This is a genomic window from Sedimentibacter sp., from assembly GCF_033447055.1.
In the GTDB taxonomy this organism is placed as follows: Bacteria; Bacillota; Clostridia; order Tissierellales; family Sedimentibacteraceae; genus Sedimentibacter.
This window is the reverse complement of sequence record NZ_JAWQJF010000061.1, coordinates 63847-86171: the sequence shown is the minus strand read 5'-3', so window position 1 is coordinate 86171 and position 22325 is coordinate 63847. Positions and strand designations below refer to the sequence as shown.

At 33.0% G+C, this 22325-nt stretch carries 17 protein-coding genes, 1 pseudogene and 1 riboswitch; of the genes and pseudogenes, 2 read left to right on the top strand and 16 right to left on the bottom strand.

Annotated features, from left to right (window positions below; translation table 11 throughout):
* Positions 1-363, top strand: a 363-nt coding sequence (locus SA378_RS04150; RefSeq protein WP_318524723.1) for a class I SAM-dependent methyltransferase, incomplete at its 5' end; no start/stop codon positions are given.
* Positions 342-605 (top strand): YkoF family thiamine/hydroxymethylpyrimidine-binding protein, encoded by a 264-nt coding sequence (locus SA378_RS04145; protein WP_318524722.1) that lies wholly within the window; start codon positions 342-344, stop codon positions 603-605. The genes SA378_RS04150 and SA378_RS04145, both read left to right, overlap by 22 nt.
* Positions 606-635: 30 nt before the next feature.
* On the opposite strand, the pseudogene SA378_RS11650 reads toward SA378_RS04145, so the two are convergent.
* The 16 genes and pseudogenes from SA378_RS11650 to SA378_RS04070 form a co-directional block, all read right to left on the bottom strand.
* Positions 636-734 (bottom strand): annotated as a pseudogene (locus SA378_RS11650) (peptide-methionine (R)-S-oxide reductase); the annotation flags it as partial.
* A 4-nt stretch (positions 735-738) separates the two neighbouring features.
* Positions 739-2133 (bottom strand): hypothetical protein, encoded by a 1395-nt coding sequence (locus SA378_RS04140; protein WP_318524721.1) that lies wholly within the window; start codon positions 2131-2133, stop codon positions 739-741.
* Between the two features lie 339 nt (positions 2134-2472).
* Positions 2473-4062, bottom strand: coding sequence for an S-layer homology domain-containing protein (locus tag SA378_RS04135; protein WP_318524720.1), 1590 nt, complete (start codon positions 4060-4062; stop codon positions 2473-2475).
* Between the two features lie 110 nt (positions 4063-4172).
* The gene (locus SA378_RS04130) at positions 4173-4517 is read right to left on the bottom strand and encodes a helix-turn-helix transcriptional regulator (protein ID WP_318524719.1); all 345 of its coding nucleotides are present in this window, start codon (positions 4515-4517) and stop codon (positions 4173-4175) included.
* A 145-nt stretch (positions 4518-4662) separates the two neighbouring features.
* Positions 4663-6066, bottom strand: coding sequence for a helix-turn-helix transcriptional regulator (locus tag SA378_RS04125; protein WP_318524718.1), 1404 nt, complete (start codon positions 6064-6066; stop codon positions 4663-4665).
* A gap of 240 nt (positions 6067-6306) precedes the next feature.
* Entirely contained in the window at positions 6307-7251 is a 945-nt protein-coding gene (locus SA378_RS04120; protein WP_318524717.1) for a DMT family transporter, read from the bottom strand.
* A gap of 296 nt (positions 7252-7547) precedes the next feature.
* Positions 7548-9020: an ABC transporter substrate-binding protein gene (locus tag SA378_RS04115; RefSeq protein ID WP_318524716.1), complete on the bottom strand. Its 1473-nt coding sequence runs from the start codon at positions 9018-9020 to the stop codon at positions 7548-7550.
* Between the two features lie 68 nt (positions 9021-9088).
* Positions 9089-9988 (bottom strand): sirohydrochlorin cobaltochelatase, encoded by a 900-nt coding sequence (locus SA378_RS04110; RefSeq protein WP_318524715.1) that lies wholly within the window; start codon positions 9986-9988, stop codon positions 9089-9091.
* A gap of 21 nt (positions 9989-10009) precedes the next feature.
* Complete coding sequence (locus SA378_RS04105; RefSeq protein WP_318524714.1) at positions 10010-10798, bottom strand: ABC transporter ATP-binding protein; 789 nt, start codon at positions 10796-10798, stop codon at positions 10010-10012.
* Between the two features lie 2 nt (positions 10799-10800).
* Positions 10801-11838, bottom strand: coding sequence for an iron ABC transporter permease (locus SA378_RS04100; protein WP_318524713.1), 1038 nt, complete (start codon positions 11836-11838; stop codon positions 10801-10803).
* A 222-nt stretch (positions 11839-12060) separates the two neighbouring features.
* Positions 12061-12241: riboswitch (cobalamin riboswitch) on the bottom strand.
* Positions 12242-12331: 90 nt separating this feature from the next.
* The gene (locus tag SA378_RS04095) at positions 12332-13834 is read right to left on the bottom strand and encodes a 4Fe-4S dicluster domain-containing protein (protein WP_318524712.1); all 1503 of its coding nucleotides are present in this window, start codon (positions 13832-13834) and stop codon (positions 12332-12334) included.
* 27 nt (positions 13835-13861) lie between these two features.
* Positions 13862-14131 (bottom strand): NAD(P)H-dependent oxidoreductase subunit E, encoded by a 270-nt coding sequence (locus SA378_RS04090; protein ID WP_318524711.1) that lies wholly within the window; start codon positions 14129-14131, stop codon positions 13862-13864.
* A 161-nt stretch (positions 14132-14292) separates the two neighbouring features.
* Positions 14293-15066, bottom strand: a complete 774-nt coding sequence (locus SA378_RS04085) for an HpcH/HpaI aldolase family protein (protein WP_318524710.1) — start codon at positions 15064-15066, stop codon at positions 14293-14295.
* Between the two features lie 31 nt (positions 15067-15097).
* On the bottom strand, positions 15098-16171 hold the full coding sequence (locus SA378_RS04080; protein ID WP_318524709.1) for an NAD(P)H-dependent oxidoreductase: 1074 nt from the start codon (positions 16169-16171) through the stop codon (positions 15098-15100).
* Between the two features lie 39 nt (positions 16172-16210).
* The gene (locus SA378_RS04075) at positions 16211-17422 is read right to left on the bottom strand and encodes a lactate dehydrogenase (RefSeq protein ID WP_318524708.1); all 1212 of its coding nucleotides are present in this window, start codon (positions 17420-17422) and stop codon (positions 16211-16213) included.
* Complete coding sequence (locus SA378_RS04070; protein ID WP_318524707.1) at positions 17422-22287, bottom strand: cytidyltransferase; 4866 nt, start codon at positions 22285-22287, stop codon at positions 17422-17424. The genes SA378_RS04075 and SA378_RS04070 overlap by 1 nt, the downstream gene beginning before the upstream one ends.
* Between the last annotated feature and the right edge of the window lie 38 nt (positions 22288-22325).

Genomic DNA, 22325 nt, shown 5'->3' with positions numbered 1-22325 from the left:
GATGCCGTATTTTCTATGGCTGCTTTTGAATTTATAGACGATGAAGATGCTCTAAAAGGTTTAGGAGGAATGTTAAGAGTTGTCAAAGAAGGCGGCCAGGTATTGATTGGAACCATTTCAAGCAACAGTAGCTGGGGAAAATTATATCAGGATGAAAACTTCAACAAAGATACCGTATTTAAGTACGCCAAATTTAAATCTTTAGATGATATGAAAAGCTGGAACGAAGAAAAGCTTGTTGATTCTGGCCAATGCTTATTTATTTCACCCCTTTCTCCAGAAGAGGATTACAATTTCGAAAAGGAAAATGAATTAGCCGGAAAAACTATAGGAGGTTACATATGTGCAATGTGGAAAAAATAGCTTCATGTCAGATAGCCTTCACACCTATTGTAAGTGATGATTATATTGACGATGTAAAAAGAGTGCTTGACATTATAAATAATTCAGGCCTTGAAAATAGTGTAGGAGTTCTCTCAACTTTCGTCAGAGGCGAAAAAAACAAGGTTTTAAAACTGATAGCAGATATTTACGAGGCCATGGATGGCGAAACTAAATTTTCAATGGATATTAAGATTTCAAACTTATGCGGCTGTGGGAAGTAATCCACAGCCGTTTTTTTATTACTCACTGATTACCGGACCATCCGAGAAAACATGACCCAAATGAGATTCTGCGTTTGCTTTTGATTTCCGTCCTGTCCATTCATGCGACGTATCCCTTTTGTAAACAATAGAACTAATTGCTTTTTCTTGATTTTCGTACAACTATGATGCTGATTATTATTATAAATATTATAATTACCCCAATAACTATTGGAGCAAAGTAACCGAAACTTCTGTATATTCGTCCTTCAATCTTATCATACAATGTTACTTTTTCCTTAGAATAAAGTGTAAATGACAAATCTTCTTCCGGCAGTTTTTCTAAAGAAGCTGTGTAAATATTACCTTCCTCTTTATAAAATTCAATGTTGCTGTCAATAATGTATGGAGCTTCTTGTGGGGTTACAATTTTAATGTTTAAATTGTTAAAACTATTCCAGTTTTTTGCAGAGTTTAAAATGTAATAAAATAAATACTGAGGACTTGAAGTGTTTCTTTTATCCATTGTTCCTTTTGTGCTGTAGCTAACACTTACCTTCTGGTCCTGAGCAGGAAGAAACTCAACAGTATAAACTAAAGTTATAATTCTCACAGAGTTGATTTCTAATACATCATCTACCATACAAAACCCTAGGTTGTTTACGAAATTCTTATCCAAAGCACTTGCGTAAATATTGTACAATTGAACATCTGAAATGTGTTCAAAATCTCCATAAGAATAACTTTTCATGCCAAGGAGATACGACTTAACATCAACTTCTTTTTCAATTAATTCATAAGTAAATGAATTTGTTTCTTCCTTTGAGGAGCCAATGGTGTATCCACTGATTTTATTAATGTTGATGTCTTCTCCTAAAACATAAATCTCTGCAACTTGAGATTCAAAACAGCCAGAAGCAATCCTTACTTTCTCATCTTCACGATTAAAACTATTGAAATTTTTTATGACTATATTAGTTTTTTCCTGATCGTAAGTAAAATCAACAGTAAAATCTATTCCAATGTCAGTAGTTGGTTTTATTTCAATGGAATATAATTTGCCTATTTCATCAGCCTTAAAATTTTCAGCTTCATAAGTATCCTTTGATATTGTTTTTACAATTTCATTAAAATCAAAGTTCTCATCTTTATTCTCTTCAAAACTGTTCCCATAGCTATTAACAGTCTTGCCTGCATAAACCTCATATGGGACCTCTTTGCCATTTGCAGTTATTTTTATGTTTTCATAATTGACATTACTTAGTCTTTCAATATAAGGAAATGCCATTTGAACTGATTGAGTTTCGTCAGTAGGATTAGTCATCTCATATTCTGCAGTTACATTGGCTTGAACAGAATATGAGTCATTGTTTTCATCTGAAAAATCAAAAATGAGATTTTCGCTTTTCACTTCTATGGGAGAATCTTTGTCAACAGTCATGATATCAGATGATGGATACCCCTGCCAATACACAGGTCCTGAATTTGCAAAAGCAAGTGAAAATGAAGAAATCAAAAGAATCATGGTAATTTTGACTAATTTTTTCATAACATACTCCTTCATCAATTTGGTGAGACATATTATGCTCTAATATAATAAAGCTGTTCATAATGAAAATTAATATATTATATGTGACGAATAAATTCTACAATTTGTTCCATATACTTGTAAGTTCACTTCTTATCTTCTTATTTGATATTAATCTTTTCAATGATTCTATACTACTTTTCAATGTAAATCAATGATCCAGGAATCTTATATGTGATAATTCAACGTCAATATTTGACAATAGATAAATACAAAAACCTTGATTATAAAACATCAAGGTTTTTGTATTCCCTTTTACCACAATTTTATTTATATAATATCTAAGCTTCACAATTTGAATTATTTAGTGCTTTCATACGTTCTTAGTGCCATGAGTATTGCAGCCTCTCTTGTAGCCATTCCAAAACCAGAGGCTTCCTGTACTGATGTTGTAGCCTTAGGCATAAAATTTCCAGCTCCATCTCCTTTAATTATTCCTATTTTAAACATATATTTTGTCGATTCAATCGCCCATGAAGAAATATGCTTCTGATCAGGAAAATCTTTTACGCCTTCCATGCTGTATGTTCCATCTGGAGCCATTGCCTTTATTACTCTAAATAGCATCGTAGCACACTGTTCTCTGTTTATTAATGTTTTTGGAGAAAAAGTTGTGGCAGAAGTGCCATTAGTAATTCCTAAGCTAAAGGCTTTTAAAATCTGTTGATTAGTTGTATCATTGAACGGATTAGAATTTGTAGGAGCAGCTGTCTCCCCCGATGATTTTTCATACAATAAAACTGCTAGCTCGGCAAATTCTTCTCTTGTTATCGGTTTTGTCATATCGGCACCCTTTAATATTTCAGGGATTAATCCTGCAGCTTCAGCTGCCTGCAGTTCTTTTGTTGCCCATTCATTAGCATTGCTCCAGGCAGGTGTGTTTACTGATACTATATTTGACCACTCTGATTGAAGAGGTCCAACATTAGCTCCACCATCATACGTATACCGCATGCGAAGCTGAACATATGCCTTGTCAATTTCTACGACTTTGCCATTATCATAAGTTACAGGCACATCTACAGTTCTTGATTCGCCTGATAGCCACCAGACTCCGGCCTCTGCATCTATCCAACCAGTGTTGTTAATATTAATCAGATGTTCAACTGTAATAGAAGTTGCATCATTTGCCTGAATGTAATTGTTTGCATCCTGAACCTGTTTAGGTGTGATTGCTGTAAATCTTATTTTAGGGGAACCATCAGGATATTTTTCAACTGCAAGATTAGAAATAGTAGGTTTTTCAAGATATGTCGGCTTTTCTAACAATACGCCATTTTTGCCATATGCAAGTACTTCAGACCATGGTGAAAGTATAAATCCTTCTTCCTCAGAATCTTCAATATAATACTCCACATATAATCTAACGCGAAAATATATAGTATTGTTTGCTAAATCAAGGCGGTTATCACTGCCATCATCAAGTGTCCCTCTAATTAAAGCATTTCCTAACATTTTTTGAATCGGTGTATCTCCCTCATCACCATTTCTTAAATCCAGTATGCTTACTTCATTGGTTGTTTCGCCGGTAAGATACCCTGTTTCCGCATAAATGCCAGAATCAAACTCGTAATATTCACTTATTGTATCCCAATCAGTAGTATAATGCCAATTTCCATCATTCAGCTTCCAGTCTATTTGGGCTGTATATGAAACGCTGTTAATGCCTAAAGCATCGTGATCAGTCTGCTCATAATCAACAAACTTTAAAAGTTCTGGATCAACTGAAAAAAATAAGCTGGTACAGTGTTCAAACTGGCTTGTTTCACTAACTATTAATGATCCTGGTGCCTTCCATGATGTAGGCATTTCAGAAGCACTTGCGTTCAGCGGAATCAATGCTAAAACCATAATAAATGTTAAAATAATTGATAAAATTTTTCTTTTCATATTATTTCCCTCCTATAATATGCAATCACTTAATAATTTCAAAACAATTTCATTCATGACAAATAAATTAATAGTATAATGAAAAATATTTTAAATATTTTTATATGGTGTTATCCTGCTCCAATATCACGGTAATTCATTATTATCTCCGACCTTGTGTTTATTTTAAGCTTCCTGCATATTGACTTTTGATATTTATTAGCAACAATATATCCTATATGAAGCTTGTGCGATATTTCCATGACAGTATAACCCTCCAGTAAAAGCAGATAAACATCCATTTCCCATGCTGTAAGACTTTTTACAAAAATTTTTTTTTCTTCACTACTGAAATAAACCATTTTGCCATATGGAGTAATTACTCCAGGAACGGTCATATCATTACTTATATTTATATTTACATATGTATGAAAAAATGATTTTAATCTTAAAAAAAGTCTTATGATTATATCCACTTGTAAATAATCACCTCCTAAACTCATGTATCATGGAAACAATTAAAATAATTACATATATGTTTTCATTTGTCTATTCAATAGTTCATCTGATAAATATAAAAATCCCCCTCATTAGTCCTAATGAGAGGGTTAAATTTATGTTTTATTTAGAAATATAATCTTGCAAAATCAATATAAGTTCTGTACGGCTATTAATATTTAACTTGCGATATATGGAAGTGCAATATGTATTAATTGTGGCATATGCCTTAGATTGCATTCCTGCTATCTGCCGCATTGTATATCCTTCCAACAACAGGACACAAACCTCAGTTTCAGCCGGTGTCAATTTATAATCCTTGAGCTTTGCTTCTAAACGAGAACATTTTGTTACATCAAAACGGTAGGAATCATCAATCCATTCACCCGAATAAAGAAGTTTGATAAAAAACGGGGACAATACAAAAAATATTATTACAATGAATATTGAAACAAGTGCCGTAAATATAGGCGGAGGCAGCATCTCAACATTTTCTGAAACCCCTATAATTATAAAGGAAATTATGTAATATATGGTAGACAATATTATCCCAAATTTATAGAATTTAATGCTTTGAAATTTTTTTGTCATAAACCCTGCAAGGTAATAAATATTTACAAAACCTATTGCATATGAACTTCCAAAGCATGATGCGGAAATCAGCATTACCTCGCGGCTTTCAATACTTATTATATTTACAACAAATCCCATTGCAAGGAACGCAAAGGAAATATTGAGCATATTGCATATATTTATTGAAAAACGCTTTTGAAAAAATATTACAATAAAAATCCCTATTAAAATACCGAAAAAATAAAAACTTTCAATTTGATCTTTAGAAACATTTACAATTTGTCTCAAAGTTGAAGGTGCAACGACATCATTAAGTGAAATAATTACAAATACCAAAGGCATTAGAGAGTAAGCTCTTCTTGGAGCTTTTATATTATTATTGACTGGGATTTCTTCAATATTATACTTATAAAAATAAGAACATACGAACAACAAGATCATTATGGAAAAAATAATTAAACTTGGCGTATCTATTATATAGCTGTGTTCAAGCAACCTAGGTTTTACATACATCAATACTTTAGGTAACAGCACTGCCAATATCATAGAATAGAACTTTTCAGCATTATTGAGTATCATAAAAAAAGCAAATGTATTTGATGCAAAAATGTGCCCAATGCATGCTGATGCAACAATCATTAAAGATTTCGAAAGAATGCTTGCTCCTGTAAAGCGAATCGCTATAAAGCATATAAAAGCTGTTATTACGCTGTAAATTGTTTTGGGAACAAATTTTCTTCCATCTATAAATACAGGAATAATGCAACCTACAGCGAGAAAGATGTAATAATATGCAGAAGTATAACCTACATTTTCATAATATAGTTTACTATCAAACTTGAATCCGCCCATCGGTAGAAAATATGAATATAGCCATATAAAAATAGCAATCCATCCTATAAAATAAGGAAGATTTTTTTTAGAAACAGATTTAATGCTAAGGGTGTCTGCCATTCTAAAGGAGCTACGTAAAAATTTATTTATATCATAAATATAGGATTGCATCATATACCTCAATTTATAAATTTTTAGTAAGATTGTTGTAACAAAATTTAAGTATCATATACACATTATTATAGTACTTTTTAACATATCGTGCAATATTTAACTTAAATATACTGGAACGTTTCAGCTGTCTTTTTTCATGTCTTTCAAGCTTGGAAAGACCTTTGATTAATTTGCTTACGTAAGTTCTCAACTGCAAATAACATCGTTATCTTTTACTTTTATTCTTAAATTCATCATAACAATAGATGATATTAATATAATAATTCCCAAAACATTTATGAAATTAAGTTTTTCCTTGAATAATATGACACCTATCAATGTGGCAACAACTGTCTCAACTGATGCAATAACAGGTATTCTGGATATTTCTAAATTTTTTCTTAATCCCCCTAAATAAAGCAAATAAGAGCCTACGGTTGGAATGAGACCATATGCAATTGAATAAATCCAAAATTTAAGCCCAGATACCGCTGCGATAGATTCCCATGGTGCTGTAAGTATGCCAAGAGTTATCCAGCCAAAGAAAAAACTGTAGAATACAACTGTAAACGGATGAATATTGCCTGATGCAATTTTTCCGATTATTGTTACCAAACTATATAGGAAAGCTGCTGCCACTCCAAAAATTATTCCCATAGCAGATAATTTGAAATATGACAAGTTTCCTCCAGTAACCATTAAAAAACATCCAAAAATATTTAACACCAATGAAAAAATCTTTAAAATTCCTATTTGTTCCTTGAAAAATATTATTGACATAACACATACAAATACAGGAGCAGTATATAAAAGTATAGATGCTGTTGCAATTCCAACACTCTCGATACTTACATTATAACAATAATTAAAAAGTGCCTGAGACAATATACCTAACATCAAACATTGAATAAGTCCGTTTTTATCAATTTTGAACAATTTTATTCCACCCTTGCAAATCATAACAGGCACTATTATCCAAAATCCCATAAATAATCTCATAAAAGCTGTTAATGTAGAGCTTGCTCCTACACCATTCAACAACTTTACAAATAACCCGATTGTTCCCCACAATATTCCGGCTCCAAAAATCATTACATAACCGATATTATCACTTGAATATATTTGTTTTGCCAATTCCATTAATTTATTCATATTTTTTGTATTGTCGGATATTCTCCGTCCCTTTCTAGATACTTTTCATAATGTAGCTCATAAGACATATTCATTGTTCATTATACTATAAATTCTGTTTTTTAGAAATAAGATTTATTCATTTTGTTACAATGTCAATATTAGTATTTCTTAAGAAGCTAAATAATAAAAAAAGTACACTTTTTAAAACATATTAAAAGCTTGCAATCCATTATTTACAATGAACTTCAAGCTTTTTATTATAATGTTTTTTCTAAAAATTTAATACAAATTTCTAAGAATTTCATTCACAACTATTACAAATCCGAAACGGTATATGAAACAAATTTTAGAGCATCAATAATTTCATTGCAAGTTACATTGCGTCCAGGTTCAAAATTTCCTTGATTGAGAGAAAACACTCCATTATCCACCAATATTTGAACAATATTTGCATTGTCGCATTGATCCAGGTCATTAATAGGAGTTGCTTCCGCTGTACGCTTGAAATCACCTGTCAGAAATATTGTCTGTGCAAGCATTTCTCTTGTAACATTTGAATCCGGCTCAAAATATTGCTGTTCACCGTCTTCTTTATAAGGAATATATCCTCCCATAGCGCAAGTTTCAATATAATCAAAATCATCATCCTGCCAGGTAACATCACTAAACATGCCGTATATATGCCCTTTTGTATCAGTTTCATAATATTTTGAGGATGATGTTATGTAGATAGGAATGTGGAGCTGCCTAACCATGATGTTTGCAAAGTCACGCTTGTCAGCAGCATCATCAACCTCATATTCTGAAATATTATCTACGACATCCGGATAAAGATATCGTGACAATTCCCTCACTCCTTTATAAAATCTGAACGTTGGCGAAGATATGATTTTTTCATTTAAGATATACACTCTTTTATCCTTTATTGCCTTTATTGTGTCAAAGCCCGGACGAATGAATATGGAGTGCAAATTGCCTCCGGCATTCATGGCACCCCGCTGAGACACGTAAACATCAATGTCATCAGCGAGAGAAAGTATTTTTTCAACTCCGAATGTGGCTATGGAGCTTCCTTCCTCAACGGCTTCTGCTTTTTCTGCTATGTTGATTCCTCCTGCAAAAGCAATGGCGTGTGCTGCCATTGATTCTTCTGTTATTGTGCGCAGATTCGCTTCAGTAGCTTCAAAGAATATCCTTTGTTTTTCAATTACAGATTTTGTCTTTGAAGAAACATCATCAATATTCTCATGAAACAATGCTAGTTTTTCTTTTGCTACTTCCTCTGTTCCTGTTAAAAGTGAGAGCTTTTCGATATAGTCATCAAAGTCCTCAAATTTCTCAGGGTACAATGATACAACCGTAATTCCTGCGTTTTCAATAGCCTCTACAAAATCAGGAACTTTTCTTGTAATAAATGGACGTATCAATACGAGATCAGGATCTGCAGCAATTATTTTTTCCGGGTCGTCCGTATAGTCATAAATTGGAATTTTTTGAGTTTCCGGAGGATATATTGATGTATCATGAACGCCAATAATCAAATTGCCTGCACCAAGTTCAAACAAATTTTCAGTGTGGGCGCTGTACAAAGAGATGATGCGGGAACATGGTTCATCAATGGCAATTTCTCGCCCGTCATCATCAGTGAATTGAATAGCGACGTCTATTTGTTTTGCATTGTCAGGTTGTACAGCAACATCCTTTGTTTCTGTACAACCTGATAATGAAAATGAAAACATGATTATTGCTATTAATAAAGCAAACATTTTATTTTTGTTATTTTTCATAGCTGCCTCTTTTCTTAAATCGAGTAGAATGTACCGAGGCATGAAGCACCTCGGTATATGTCTTTTGCTTACTCTTCAGCAGGTGCATTGATGGCATTATATACATGCTGTACATACATGTCATGAATTGAGCTGAATTCTCCAAGCCCTCTTAATACACATTCAACTTCAAAGCCTTCTGCCTTAAAAGCTGTCTTCCATGAACCTTCTTCATCTCCTGCCATGTCATTGTTTGCATGATCTCCTGCAACAACCATGAGAGGTTCTAGTATAACTTTTGTGAAGCCGGCATCTTTCACATGTTTAATAACTGTATCTAAATCAGGATAGCTTTCAACTGTACCCACAAAAATATTATTAATTCCTTTATCTTTAAACATGTAATCCAGTGCAGCATATGTTGCATTTGCAAAGTGTTCAGTTCCGTGTCCCATAAGAACCAACGCAGTATCTTTTGGAACATCAGTTGCTATTTCATTTTCGAACGCTTCTATCAATGTCATGTAATCTTCAACGCTTGACAAAAGCGGTGCGCTGTATATAATTGAATCAAAATTTTCAGCGTACGGCTCGATGGATGCTTTCATTTCATCGAATTCAAATCCATTCATTATGTGTGTCGGCTGAACCACAAGAGTGCCTACTTTATCTGCAACCAGCTGTTGCATTGCTTGATCAACATTTTTGATGTCAAGTTTGTCTCGCTCCTTAAGCTTATCTATGATAATCTGACTGGTAAATGCTCGGCGAACTTCGTAATCAGAATATTCGTCTGCTATGGCCTTTTCAATGGCATCAATAGTCAAGGCGCGTGTATCATTGTAGCTGGTTCCAAAGCTTACTACCAAAATTGCTTTTTTTGCAAGATCCCCAACTTCTGCTGTTTTTGTATCTGCAGCTGTTGAAGAGCAAGCTGCCAGTGTAAGAACCGTCAATGCGGCAAGAACAAGTGTAACAATTTTTTTCATTTAATTTACTCCTTTTTATAATTAAAATTTATTTTTAATGAAGAAACCTTTGTTTTCAAAGATTTCAACTTTAACATTGAAAACATGATGGAACATTTCTTCCGTCATTACCTCTTTAGGTGTGCCAAAACCTGCACAGCGGCCATCTTTAATGGCATAAATTTTATTGCTGCAACCATATGCAAGATTTAAATCATGGTGAATGGCAATAACAGCAAGTCCATCCTCACGGCAAAGCTTTTTAAGCAATTCGGACATTTGTGAACAAACAGAAATATCCATTTCAGACATTGCTTCGTCCAACAGCAATACCCTTGGCTCTTGAACGAGTGCCCGGCACAAAGATACACGCTGCCTTTCACCGCCGGAAATCTGTGTGATGGGTTGCTCTGCCAATTTCCATGTATCTGTAGCCTTCATCAATTGCATAACCTTTTTATACTGTATATCACTTATTGAACCAAAGCGTTCCTGGTATGGATAAACCCCCAGTAAAATGCTTTCAAGGCAGGTAAAAGGCATAGCTTGTTGGGAATTTTGCTGGACGATTGCTATGCATTGAGCCCTGAGCCTCGGATTCATATCTTGCAATGTCTGATTTTCACAGTACACATTCCCATGTTTTGATTTTTCCAATCCGCTGAGTATATTAAAAAGCGTGCTTTTACCGCTGCCGTTAGGTCCGATTATAGAAATGTACTCGCCTTCATAGACATCAAGGCTTATATCCGTAAGAACCTGTCGTTTTCCGTAATTAAAATCAATATTTTGTCCTCTTAAAACAGGGGTAAGATTATCATGTTTTTTCATGTTTACCTCCTGGGACCTTTAAAGTACACAAACAGGAAGAATGGCCCTCCAAACAAAGTGGTCAGTACTCCGACGGGAATCTCTCCATTAGAAAACAAACGTGTAACATTGTCTGCAACCATCATTAAAAGTCCTCCAAATAACGCAGAAAGAGGTATCATCACCCTGTTGTCCGCTGTCAGCCACATTCTTAACAGATGAGGAACAACAAGACCAACAAATCCAATTACACCACTTACAGAAACACAAACAGCAGTTAAACTTGACCCGATTATCATGTAAATCAGACGTGTTTTCTTTGTGTCTACACCAAGAGCCTGAGCACCTTTGTCTCCCAGTGTCATTATGTTCAAATCATTAGCGTAAGCGTAAGCAATGATGCAAGCTGTGAGGACTGTTGGCATTAAAAGAAATACATCAGCCCACTTGCAAGCCACAAGGTTTCCCATTATCCAAAAGACTATGGCGCTCACATCCTCCCCCGCAGTCATCTTTATAAAACTGATTCCTGCAGACAAAATGGAACCTATTATAATGCCCGAAATAATCAAGCTGCTTGTGGTATAAACTCCGCTGCGCTTAGAAATCAACAACACAATCATCATTGTCAGAATTGCAAATCCAAAAGCAAAAACAGTTGTAGGTAATGCCAGTCCATATAAAATATTTAATAAAATTGCCAGTGATGCACCGAATGCCGCACCGGTGGAAATACCCAATGTATAAGGATCAGCCAGAGGATTTCCTAGAAGTGACTGGAATATTGCTCCTGCCACGGAAAGCCCCATACCCACAAACAAACCGCACAAAACACGAGGTGTTCTTATTTCCCACACTACGGCAACTATGTTTTCCTTTATTCCGCTTAAAGAGTGGTGAGTAATTTTTCCCAACAAGATACCCATAGATTCATCAAACCCAATTTGCATTGCACCTGTACCCACAGCAGAAATAAGTGTTATTATTATCAGTGTGAAGATTCCAAATCCTATCATTATATATTTATTGCGATTACATTTTCGCTTTTGAATTTCATCCATATAAACCTTCCTTCCCAAATGGGGTTAGGGCATTTCACAGTCTCAATCATAAATTTATTTGTTCGCTACCGCTCACATAAATTTGGATTTCGTTGCGTTTGACCTACCAACCATTTTTTAGAAATCACTCTAAAAAATGGGGTTAGGGCATAAAAAAGAGCCAACTAGCAATTGCTAATTAGCTCCCATCAAACTAAAGACATAATATATGTACTTCCCTTACATATTTTTCTTCTTCAAGGCAGGTCTCCTGGCTTACAGTTCATCCTCCGTCTTACCTTCCCAAAGTTTCCTTCAGTGGCATATTAAGACTTAGTCTCTGCTTACAGTGATGGGTTCGCACTGGACTTTAACCAGTTTCCCTATTCTCTTTATAAAAAGCACCTTAAATGTTTTCGATATTCTATTTTATACCAATATATCATAATTTTTTTTGTTTGTCAACATTGCAAAAAAATCAAATCTACCGTTTTTTAACTGTACACCTTCTTATTTACTTCTTCAATTTTTCATCAATAATATCATTATCAAATGGAGTTTCATATGCTGACTGATTTTTAAAATCCGTTACTGCCTTTCTAACTCTATTTATTGAAGATATTGTTCCAGGTCCACCAATACATCCGCCAAGGCATGCCATGCCTTCAAGCAAATACCCATTCTTTTTTCCTGCTTTTGCCAGTCTCATTAGTTTTACACACTCTTGGAGAGTAGATGCACTTTCAACATTTATTTCCCTTGAAGGATCAATTTTTAAAGCAGTATTTTTCACTGCTTCAGCTACTCCTCCTGCTATGGCATAGCCGCGGCCCAGCGATGAAGCATCCTGTATTTCTTTTGACACCTCAATTTCCGATAATTCAATTCCTTTAGCAACAAACATACCCATGAGTTCCTCAAAGGTTATTACAAAGTGAACATAATCCTTGACATCTTCTCTTAATGCTTCTAACTTCTTAGAAATACAAGGTCCTATAAATGTTATTTTTGCCTCCGGGTCTTTATCCTTAATATATTTTGCTGTCTCAACCATTGGTGAAGCAGAATCTGAAATATATTGGTACTGATCCGGAAATAACTTCTCAACCATTATTGTCCACGAGTTACAGCAACTTGTTCCCATATAAGGATTTTTTTCAGGTACTCTTTCAAGAAATTCTTTTGCTTCACGCAGAGTTGTAATATCAGCTCCCAGACTTACCTCTACTATATCTCTAAATCCAAGCTGTTTAATACCTTCAAATACTTGAGCAGGAGATGCTAATGGTCCGAACTGCCCTAAAAATGACGGAGCTATTATAGCATACATATGGCTATTGTTTTTGAGAGCGATAACAAGCTGATATATTTGTGACTTATCAGAAATCGCTCCATACGGGCACTGAATAATGCAATTCCCACAAGATACGCATCTGTCTTGGTTGATTTTAGCTCTTCCTAAATGATCACTTTCTATTGCATTAACACCACATGCTGCTGCACAAGGTCTTTCATATTTCACAATTGCGTTATATGGGCATGTTTGCTCACATCTGCCACATTTAATGCACTTATCCTGATCAATTATTGCTCTGTCCTTCCCTATAGAAACTGCATTTACAGGGCATACGTTAGTACAGGGATGGGATAAACACTTTCTGCAATTGTCCGTAACGTAAAAAGCTTTGGTCGGACATGCTTCACATGCATAGGTGATGATATTTACTAAAGGCTCAACAAATTGAATTTCACTAACATTTACTTCAGAAATTCCGTCAGTAACTCGGTGGTACTCAGTTGGTTTCCTTACGTCTAGCCCCATTGTCAGTCTTAGTCGTTCATCTACTATTGCTCTCTCTCTAAATATACTGTCTCTATATAATGCTACCTCTCCGGGTAAAATCTCATAAGATAATTTTTCTAATTCACTTAAATCAGTACCATCATATGCCATTTTAGCAATCTTTGCAAAAACCTGTCTTCTAATATTAATCAGATTAACATAACTTTCCTTCATAACTATTACTCCTATAGTTACTTACTATCACTTTCTCATTTTATTTACAATTTTCTCCATTACGGTCTGACTAGTGGCATTAAACATAATCTCGTCATCTATGACTACTACAGGTGATACTTTTTCACCAATTTCTTTACAAAATCCTAAACATTTAACTGCTTCCACTTCTAACTCTTCATCTTTATAGTTTTCTGCATCTTCGCTAATGATGTCCTTCAAATCATCAATCTGATCTAAAATTCCCATTGAACCCAGCAGTGTACAACTTGAACCTACACAGACTTTCACCTTCATAATGTTCCTCCAAATATTTTATGTTTTTATTCTTTTTTAATATTATATAGTATTAAAGTTCATTCTTCCATATAAAAATTAATAAATTAAAGGACCGGAAATTAAGCATTCTTATCCAACTTCATCTGTTTTGCTTTACTAGTTCTTTAAAAACCATTTAACTATTCTTTCCTAATTTTGTTTACAATGCTCATGAAACTGTTTGTAAGTGCTGCAATATCAGTGCCCATTGCCACAGAATCAAAGCCAATATTAAAATCTTTTATTGCAGTTTCTAGATCATTAGCAAATATCATTGCTGGTTTATTGACATTTATACATGCTTTCAATATTCGTGATAATGCTTCTGTAAATTCATCTGTATTAAATTGCCCTGGTTTACCCAATGCTATAGATAAATCATAAGGTCCTACAAATATACCATCAACTCCATCTATCAACATAATTTCTTCTATATTTTCTAAGCACCCCAATGTTTCACATTGAGGTATTATCATAGTTTCGATGTTGCATTTATTAAAGTATTCACTAAGTGGAGATGTAAAATCTTCGTATCCATATCCTGCTGCTCTGCCATAGAAAAATCCACGTTCGCCCATTGGAGCATACTTACCCCACTTAACAAGGTTTTTAACTTCTTCAACCGTTTCAACACATGGAACAATTAATCCTTCTGCTCCTATATCAAGCATTCTCAAAACTGATGGTCTTGTAATATCTTTAATTCTAACAAAAGGAGTTAACTTGCTTAATTTTGCTGTTCTTATGAATTCCATAGCACTTTCTTCTGCAAATGGACCATGTTCTGTATCAATTATTATGTAATCTAAACCACTATAGCCTAAGCCCTCTACTGCGTTAGCTGTTCCAAGTTCAAAAAATGTTCCAATTGTTTTTTCCTTATTTAACATTTTTATTCTAGTATAATTAATCATTTAATAAGACTCCTCATATTCAATCTTTATATCAATCAAAAAGAACCATCCCCGATTTTCCCGCTTTACTTATGTTATCAGCAAATTCTGCTGCTTTATCTCTTATATTATCTATTTTTTCTATGTCTCCATAATCATTTGCAGTTTCCATGAGAACAAATTTAGGCGGAAGCATAAATGTTTTATTTATATTCAACCCACTTATTAACTGCTGGGCGATTATATCGCTTCCACTAAAACCGGAAACAATTATCGCATAAACATATTTGTCATAGAATTTTACTTTTCGAAATAAAGCTGTCAAACGGTTTATAGTAGCAGACATATTGGCACTTATGGCATCGTTGTAATTCGGACAAAGCAATATGAGAATATCGCAATCAATTATTGCAGGATACACTTCTTCAACCATAATTCCTCCATAAAAGCAATTGTTGCTCTCTGAGTAATGTTTGCAAGCTTTATATGAACAGCCTTTACAATCTTTTACCGAACCATTTTCTATGTGAATCTCACTAATATCGTATTCCTTTAGGTTTTCCTTTACCATCTTCCACAAAGAAAATGTATTTGATTTTTTGTGGTAGCTAGCATAAAGTGTCAAAATTTTCGGCTTAACAATTTTATTGATGCTGAAATTCATCAATCTATCAACAACATTTTTACAATCATTGAGACAAATATCTTCAAGACTCAAATTTGAATCAGATATTTTTTTTTGAGTATTGAAATTTTTTAATGAACCTGTGGCTTCAGACAGCGGCCTTCCCGGGAACATGCATCCTGCCATGTTTGCATAAAATATGGTTTTTCGAGCTGTATCTCTGGAAAACAATTCATTGTTGCTGTTTATTATTACGCTGCCAACTGAATTTTCCATAAAGTCAGAACCGGATAATTTTATTTTTTCAAGCATTTTTAAATGCTCTATATTTATGCCCGAATCGCCCAACTCCACAGCAAATAATATTCTCTTGTTTCTCATATTCTTCAATTCATCGCATGTTTTAATTATGTCGCAGTCATATTCCATCAAAGAATATTCAAGCATTTTTTCAAGCCTTTGTGATATTTTCCCCGGCATAAGCACATATAATTTATCCACATTATCACCACCCATATCGTTAAGTTTTAAATTTTAATTTTATACCCTTAAAAGCTCTTCATATGTATGTTTTATTCTGACGAACAGATCTTCAGGCATTATAATTTTTTCTATTTCAAGTCCTGAAGGCAAATTTCTGTTTTTTGCGCCCATGAAAACACCTCCTAAATAATTAGAGCTGTAATGATATTTCCCTTCCAGAGTACAAATTATTGATATTGCTCCTGATGAAAGTGCAGGTGCAATATATGGTTTAAATCCTATTTTTCTAACTTCAAGATTTGCTCTAACTGCAAGTTTTGTAAGTTCCTTTGAAATTTCATCGTCATAGTTGATTATGCTGTTTGCAATGACTAAATCATTTCCATGTGGCCCAAATGCTCTTCCTTCTTTGAAGTATGAAGAAAACTTTTCATCGCTCTTAGCGTAATACATTGCCCTTGCATTCATGACACCAAGTCCGTATCCTTTTATTTGTTCAGGAGCAAGACCACCTTTGCTTTCTTTTAGAACACAAGCACACAAAGGATCAACCGGATCAGATACTACTGCAAATATTCCTTTGAATCCCACGTCAGCTGCCATTAGAGCATATTCTTTAATTAACTTTGCATTTTCTTCAAATTGAACCATTCTTACGTCAACCGACTCAGCTCCTACAGGAGGAACTCCCTTGGAAGCACAAAAAACAAACATATCACAATTAAATAATTCATGTTTTTCTATTCCGTGCACATTTGGAAAATAATCATAATCAAAAGGAAGAGAAGTTTGATTCATTTCATATTCCCATCTTTTGATTTTATCTTGGCTTCTATCAAATATACCTATTGACTCAATAGATTCTCCACCTAATAATTTTAATCCTGTGAGCAAAGTGCTTCCCACATCTCCCAAAGCTAAAACATTAACTTTTTTCTTCTTAATTTCTGACATGTAAAAACATTCTTCATAATATTCATACTCTGTATTTACTGCTTTGATTTTTCTTTCAAATATCATACTCAGTATTTTTTCAGGCAATAATTCCTTCAATTCATACTCTTCTTTTAATTTTAATAAATCAATACTATCTTCAAAATCATACAAATCCTGTACATCCGATACTGCAAATGACATTTTTGAAAATTGTTTTTTTGATTTATATAAAAAGTATAGTTCATTGCAATTATCAGGTATACCATCTACCTTAACATAGCTGTATTCATCTGATGAAAATAAATATTTACCTTTAAATTTGTAATAGAACATTATTTTATTATCCTTTCAAGTTTTATCAATGTTTCAATGCTTACATCCATATAACCTGATGCTTCCATGTTTAAATCATAAGATATATTGTCTCCCAAATACGGCAGTCTTGGAGATAAAAGAACTTCGCCAAGCCTTTTCACCGTAAGTTTTTTCTCATACAATTCCTGAAACTCCGTTTCTAAAACACGAAGTATGTTCTTTGCATTTTCGAGACTAACCATGGATAAATTATATATTGCCTCATTTGAAGCATTGTCGATATACACCGGAGCGTAGTATGGAAGTATAAGGTTGATTGATGGAATCAAATTCAGCATATTCTCATTATTATGCCACATACCATCTCCGCCTAAAAACGGATACATTAAATTTTCATTAAACCATAACCTTAAATTAGGTATAAAATATGCACAATCTGAATCTCTAGCCTGTATATCCATTAAATCTTTTCCTCTTCCTGACATTATACCTACGATGATTTTTTTTACTTCAATATTATATCTTTTGAATATTGGATCTAATTCTTTAATTCTATAACCCTTATGAAGCAAATCATCTACTAAAATTACCGGTTTTTCAAAAGACTTTATAGTTTTAACCTGATTTTCTATCGGTGAATAACAAGGATATTCTGAAATTTTGAAACGTTTTGCATCAGTAGAGTATACTTTCTCAGTATGCAGCGATTTCGTAACCGTATTAGGCACAACCATCCCCTTTAAAATATTACCAAAAGGAACGCACATGTAATCCCCTGTTGTTCTTGGAACCTGCACTTCGTTGCTAACATTGTTTATGCTACATATTTTATTAATTAATGTCTGATTTATCATATCATTGTCAATTGATAATACCAGACTTCCCGGATAAAGCTCCGTCATCGATTTTTGTAATTTCTTTCTAGCAATTCCAATCGCTTCATGTACTTTTTCATTTGCATTCAATGGCTCTTTTATAAAACTTTCTAAATTAAGAGTAAGGCAAATAGGAAATTTCATATCAACTGCATAGACAGTTTTATTCATTCCTTCATCTTCAATTTTAATAAACCCCTGAAGTTCTAATGTTTCAATTACTGCTTCACTGTTAATGTTAGATAGAATATTGTAATAAAGTGCATAAGTAAAATCATTTTTCAAACAATATGCCAGAGTTTCTGTTATTATAATTTGTTCCATATTGTCATAGATTTTACTTGGATTTATAAAAATTCCATCGATTATAATTATTCTTCCGGCTGTTTTTTCCCTTACATGATTTGCAATATCCTGACTTTTAAACTCCGAATACACTTCCGAAGATGCAATTTTGTGGAAAGCCGAAAATCCTAGAAGCTTATTGGAATTTTTCCCGTCCCTTATTACCAACAATTTTATGTTTTTAGATACTAATTCTTCTCCAATATTTTCATAAAGATTTGTATGCATAAAAATATAATGACCTATTTCATCAACAATTTTTTTGCTCAAATCTTCAACTACTTCTATTATAAAAGGTTTAGATTTTAAAATACTTTTATTCAAAGGTTCTCTTATATACAAATTTCTGTCATAGATAAAACTTTGCGCCAACGGATCTATTAAATTAGAAATATCCCTGTTGTTATCAATATTTTCTCTTATCTGAGTTGAACTGATATCTTCTAAGTATAAAGGAAGATGTAGCTCTACAAGGGACCCTTTTATTCTGTTTTTATTTTCATCAGCTTTTTTCATAGCGGCAGGAGTTAAATCATCCTTTGTCCTTTTGAATACTATGTGATTAAAGCTATGAATAGAATTTTTTGTTGGTCTTGCCTTATATGCGTTAGCATTCATCAATACGTCACTTCCGACAACAATGTAAATATCCTTTTCCGGAAACAAATCTTTCAAACCTTTCAGATCATATGCACTTGTAAGGTTAACAGGAATATCATCAGGAAACAAAAATACCCCTAACTCATCTGCTATTGACATATTTATAATTTGTCTTCTAATCATTCTTGGTTGAACTTTTTTAGACCATGAAAACTCATCAACAGCCAAATATACATCATAACCAAGATTTCTGATTTCCTCCACAATTCCTTTATGACTAAGCGAAAACGGATCAAATGTTCCCGGGAAAAATGCAACATTTCTGTTTATATTAATATCAAAATTCTTATAATAAAATTCATAATCACTTATAAATCTATAAATATGGTTAAATGATGCTGAATTGTTGAAGAAAAACAAATCGCCTAATTCTTTTTCGTTGATTAATGTAAGAAGTTTCTTGTAAATCAACAAGAATATTTTATTTTTTTCTTCTAAATTCAATTTCTTAGAGCCAAAAATATGTTGTCCAATTACAAGAAATGTCTCCTGTTTAACTTGTAAATTGTAATTGGCAAGGCCGCTTAAAATGATACTCAGAATCTTAACAAATCTTCTATTGTACACTTCATCTTCTTCATCAAATCTATTTTTATACTCAGGATAATGTTGAACCATTACACCAAATGTATTAATAACAAGAGCACTGGCTCTTTCATTAGAACCTTTATAAATATTTTTTAAATCATTAATAAATTCATCAAGTTCCTTTGGAGTTAAAAGCATCACAAAGCGTCCCAAGTATTCGGGTATATATTTAGCATATTGAAGTTCATCTATTTCAAGGCCTTTAATTAATTCAAATGCAATTTCATTTCTTTGATCTACTGTTAATAATGGACCGATTTCTACTAAAGAATTTCCCGCTTTATTCCTTACAGATTCTTTTGCGCTGACTTTGACAAGGTTTGCCAAATGTGTTGCAGTTTGAAGTAAAGCAACGTCATTTGTATTCTTTATATGATCCATGATATAATCAATGCTAATTGTTTTTACATTCCATGGTGTAGCAGCTTTCAGGTTATTAAGAAACAAATCAGAAGTTTTATAACATCTGCTTGTTATAAGCGTTTTATAGCTCTTAATTAAATCTTCAGTCATGTATAAATTCTTGGCTATTTTATATTTCAAATAATTTATGCAAAGTCCATCACTTTCTGAAATAACTAATATAAATTCACGAATTTTATTCAAAGCATCATTAGCAATATTCCTATTCTTAACAACTAAATTAAAAAACTGCACTGCCATTAGCCTTATATCATTAGCAGAATTATTTAGCGAGTCGATGGAATAATCTATGACATAAGTTAACTGATCTGTCTCATACAAGTCAACAGGTATACTAAGAAGCGAATTTATACAACTTAATTTTGCCACATATTCTTCTTCATATCTAAAATGATTTAAAAATATATCCAAATAGCTTTTTTTATCATTATTCCTTTTGGAATTAATTACGGCATCTACAAATATTCTAAGAGAATACCCTATCCATTCCTTGTGATTATCTGTTACTTTATAACCAGGGTCAAGAAAAAGTCCCAAATATTTATCCCAAATAGACAGACTACTCATATCTTCACTAATATCGAATTTAACATCACCAGGAATTTCCTTTGAATATTCCAGGTTAAATGATACAATAATGCTACCCATTAGACATGCTGCCTGACGCCTTATATCGCCTTCTCTGTGAACTAAAAGTTCATACAAAAAGCTAAGAGTAAATAGTTTTTCTTTTTGAGAAAGATATATTGAATATTCTTCGAGTATATTTAAATAAGACCTTAAATTCTTCCAGTCCTGTTCGCTTCTTGCAGCCTCTATCATGCTTGCAAAGTTAGCTTCATTGTTTAGTTTACTCATCAAAGAAGTATTGTGTTCAATCGCCATATATTTAAAATTTTCTACAACATCATGACCATCAATTAATGCATAATCAATAACTTTGGATACAGACGGTTGTTCTGTTTTAAAATCTGTATTTACTCCTTTATGAATGATATAATTTTCAAAATCTTTTAACTTCGAATAAACTCTCATATATCTTTTTTCTTTTGCTTCATCTACATTGTCAAGTTTATTAAGAATTATCTGAAATGATTCATTTAAATCAAAAATGTACATTTCATTGCCGTTTTTCGTTGATTTATTCTTAACTCTGAAATCAGCATATATTAAAATTAATGATTCCAATGGTAAATTTTCAAGTTCTAAATCCCAAGTAGAATGATTTGCAGCAATTAAAGATATTCCAGGCATATTAAATTTTACAAGCCATTGATCTGTATAATAATAATGAAGATATGCCACCCTTCTTTTCTCAAGACCTTTGCATCCATATTTTCCTATATCGTGGCCTGCAGCCGCACCGGAAACTAATCCTAAATTTACTGTAATCCCAACTTTTTTAAGCTGTCTTGCTATATGCATGGCAACGTAATGAACTGCTGCAACATGTTTTAGTGTATTATATCCATTCACTTCTGCATCAAGCATCATGAGTTCATATATATAATTTTTATCGAACTTGTCTATAAAAATCATATATTCTTCCGGATTAGGAAGTTCGCTTATTTCATTTTCAGTTAAAAAATTAAAATCTGCATATTTATCAAATACATCACTATTTTTTGCGTGATGTAAAATTGTTTTCAGTATTTCAAGATATATGAGCACACCAATTTCATATTTAGGATTAAGCTTTATTGTTGTTGCTTCAGGAAATGATTTATTTAGAACATATTGGAAAACATAAAGAAGCCAGTCTTTTGGAGATTCTGTGCAAACGCTATTTAAAATATCATAAGAAATATCAAGAACGTCCTTGCACAGCAATTGTTTTTTATTAATAAGTATTAATAAATTATTTACAAATTTCTTATTAATAATAAATGATTGAATTTTCTCCTCTGATAAATTAATTTGTTTTAGAAATTCTTTCTGCGTCAAACTTAGTAATATTTCTTTATGTAACTCATTCAACATAAACCTACTCATGCTGCACCTCTTAAAATATGAATTTAATCATTTTCATT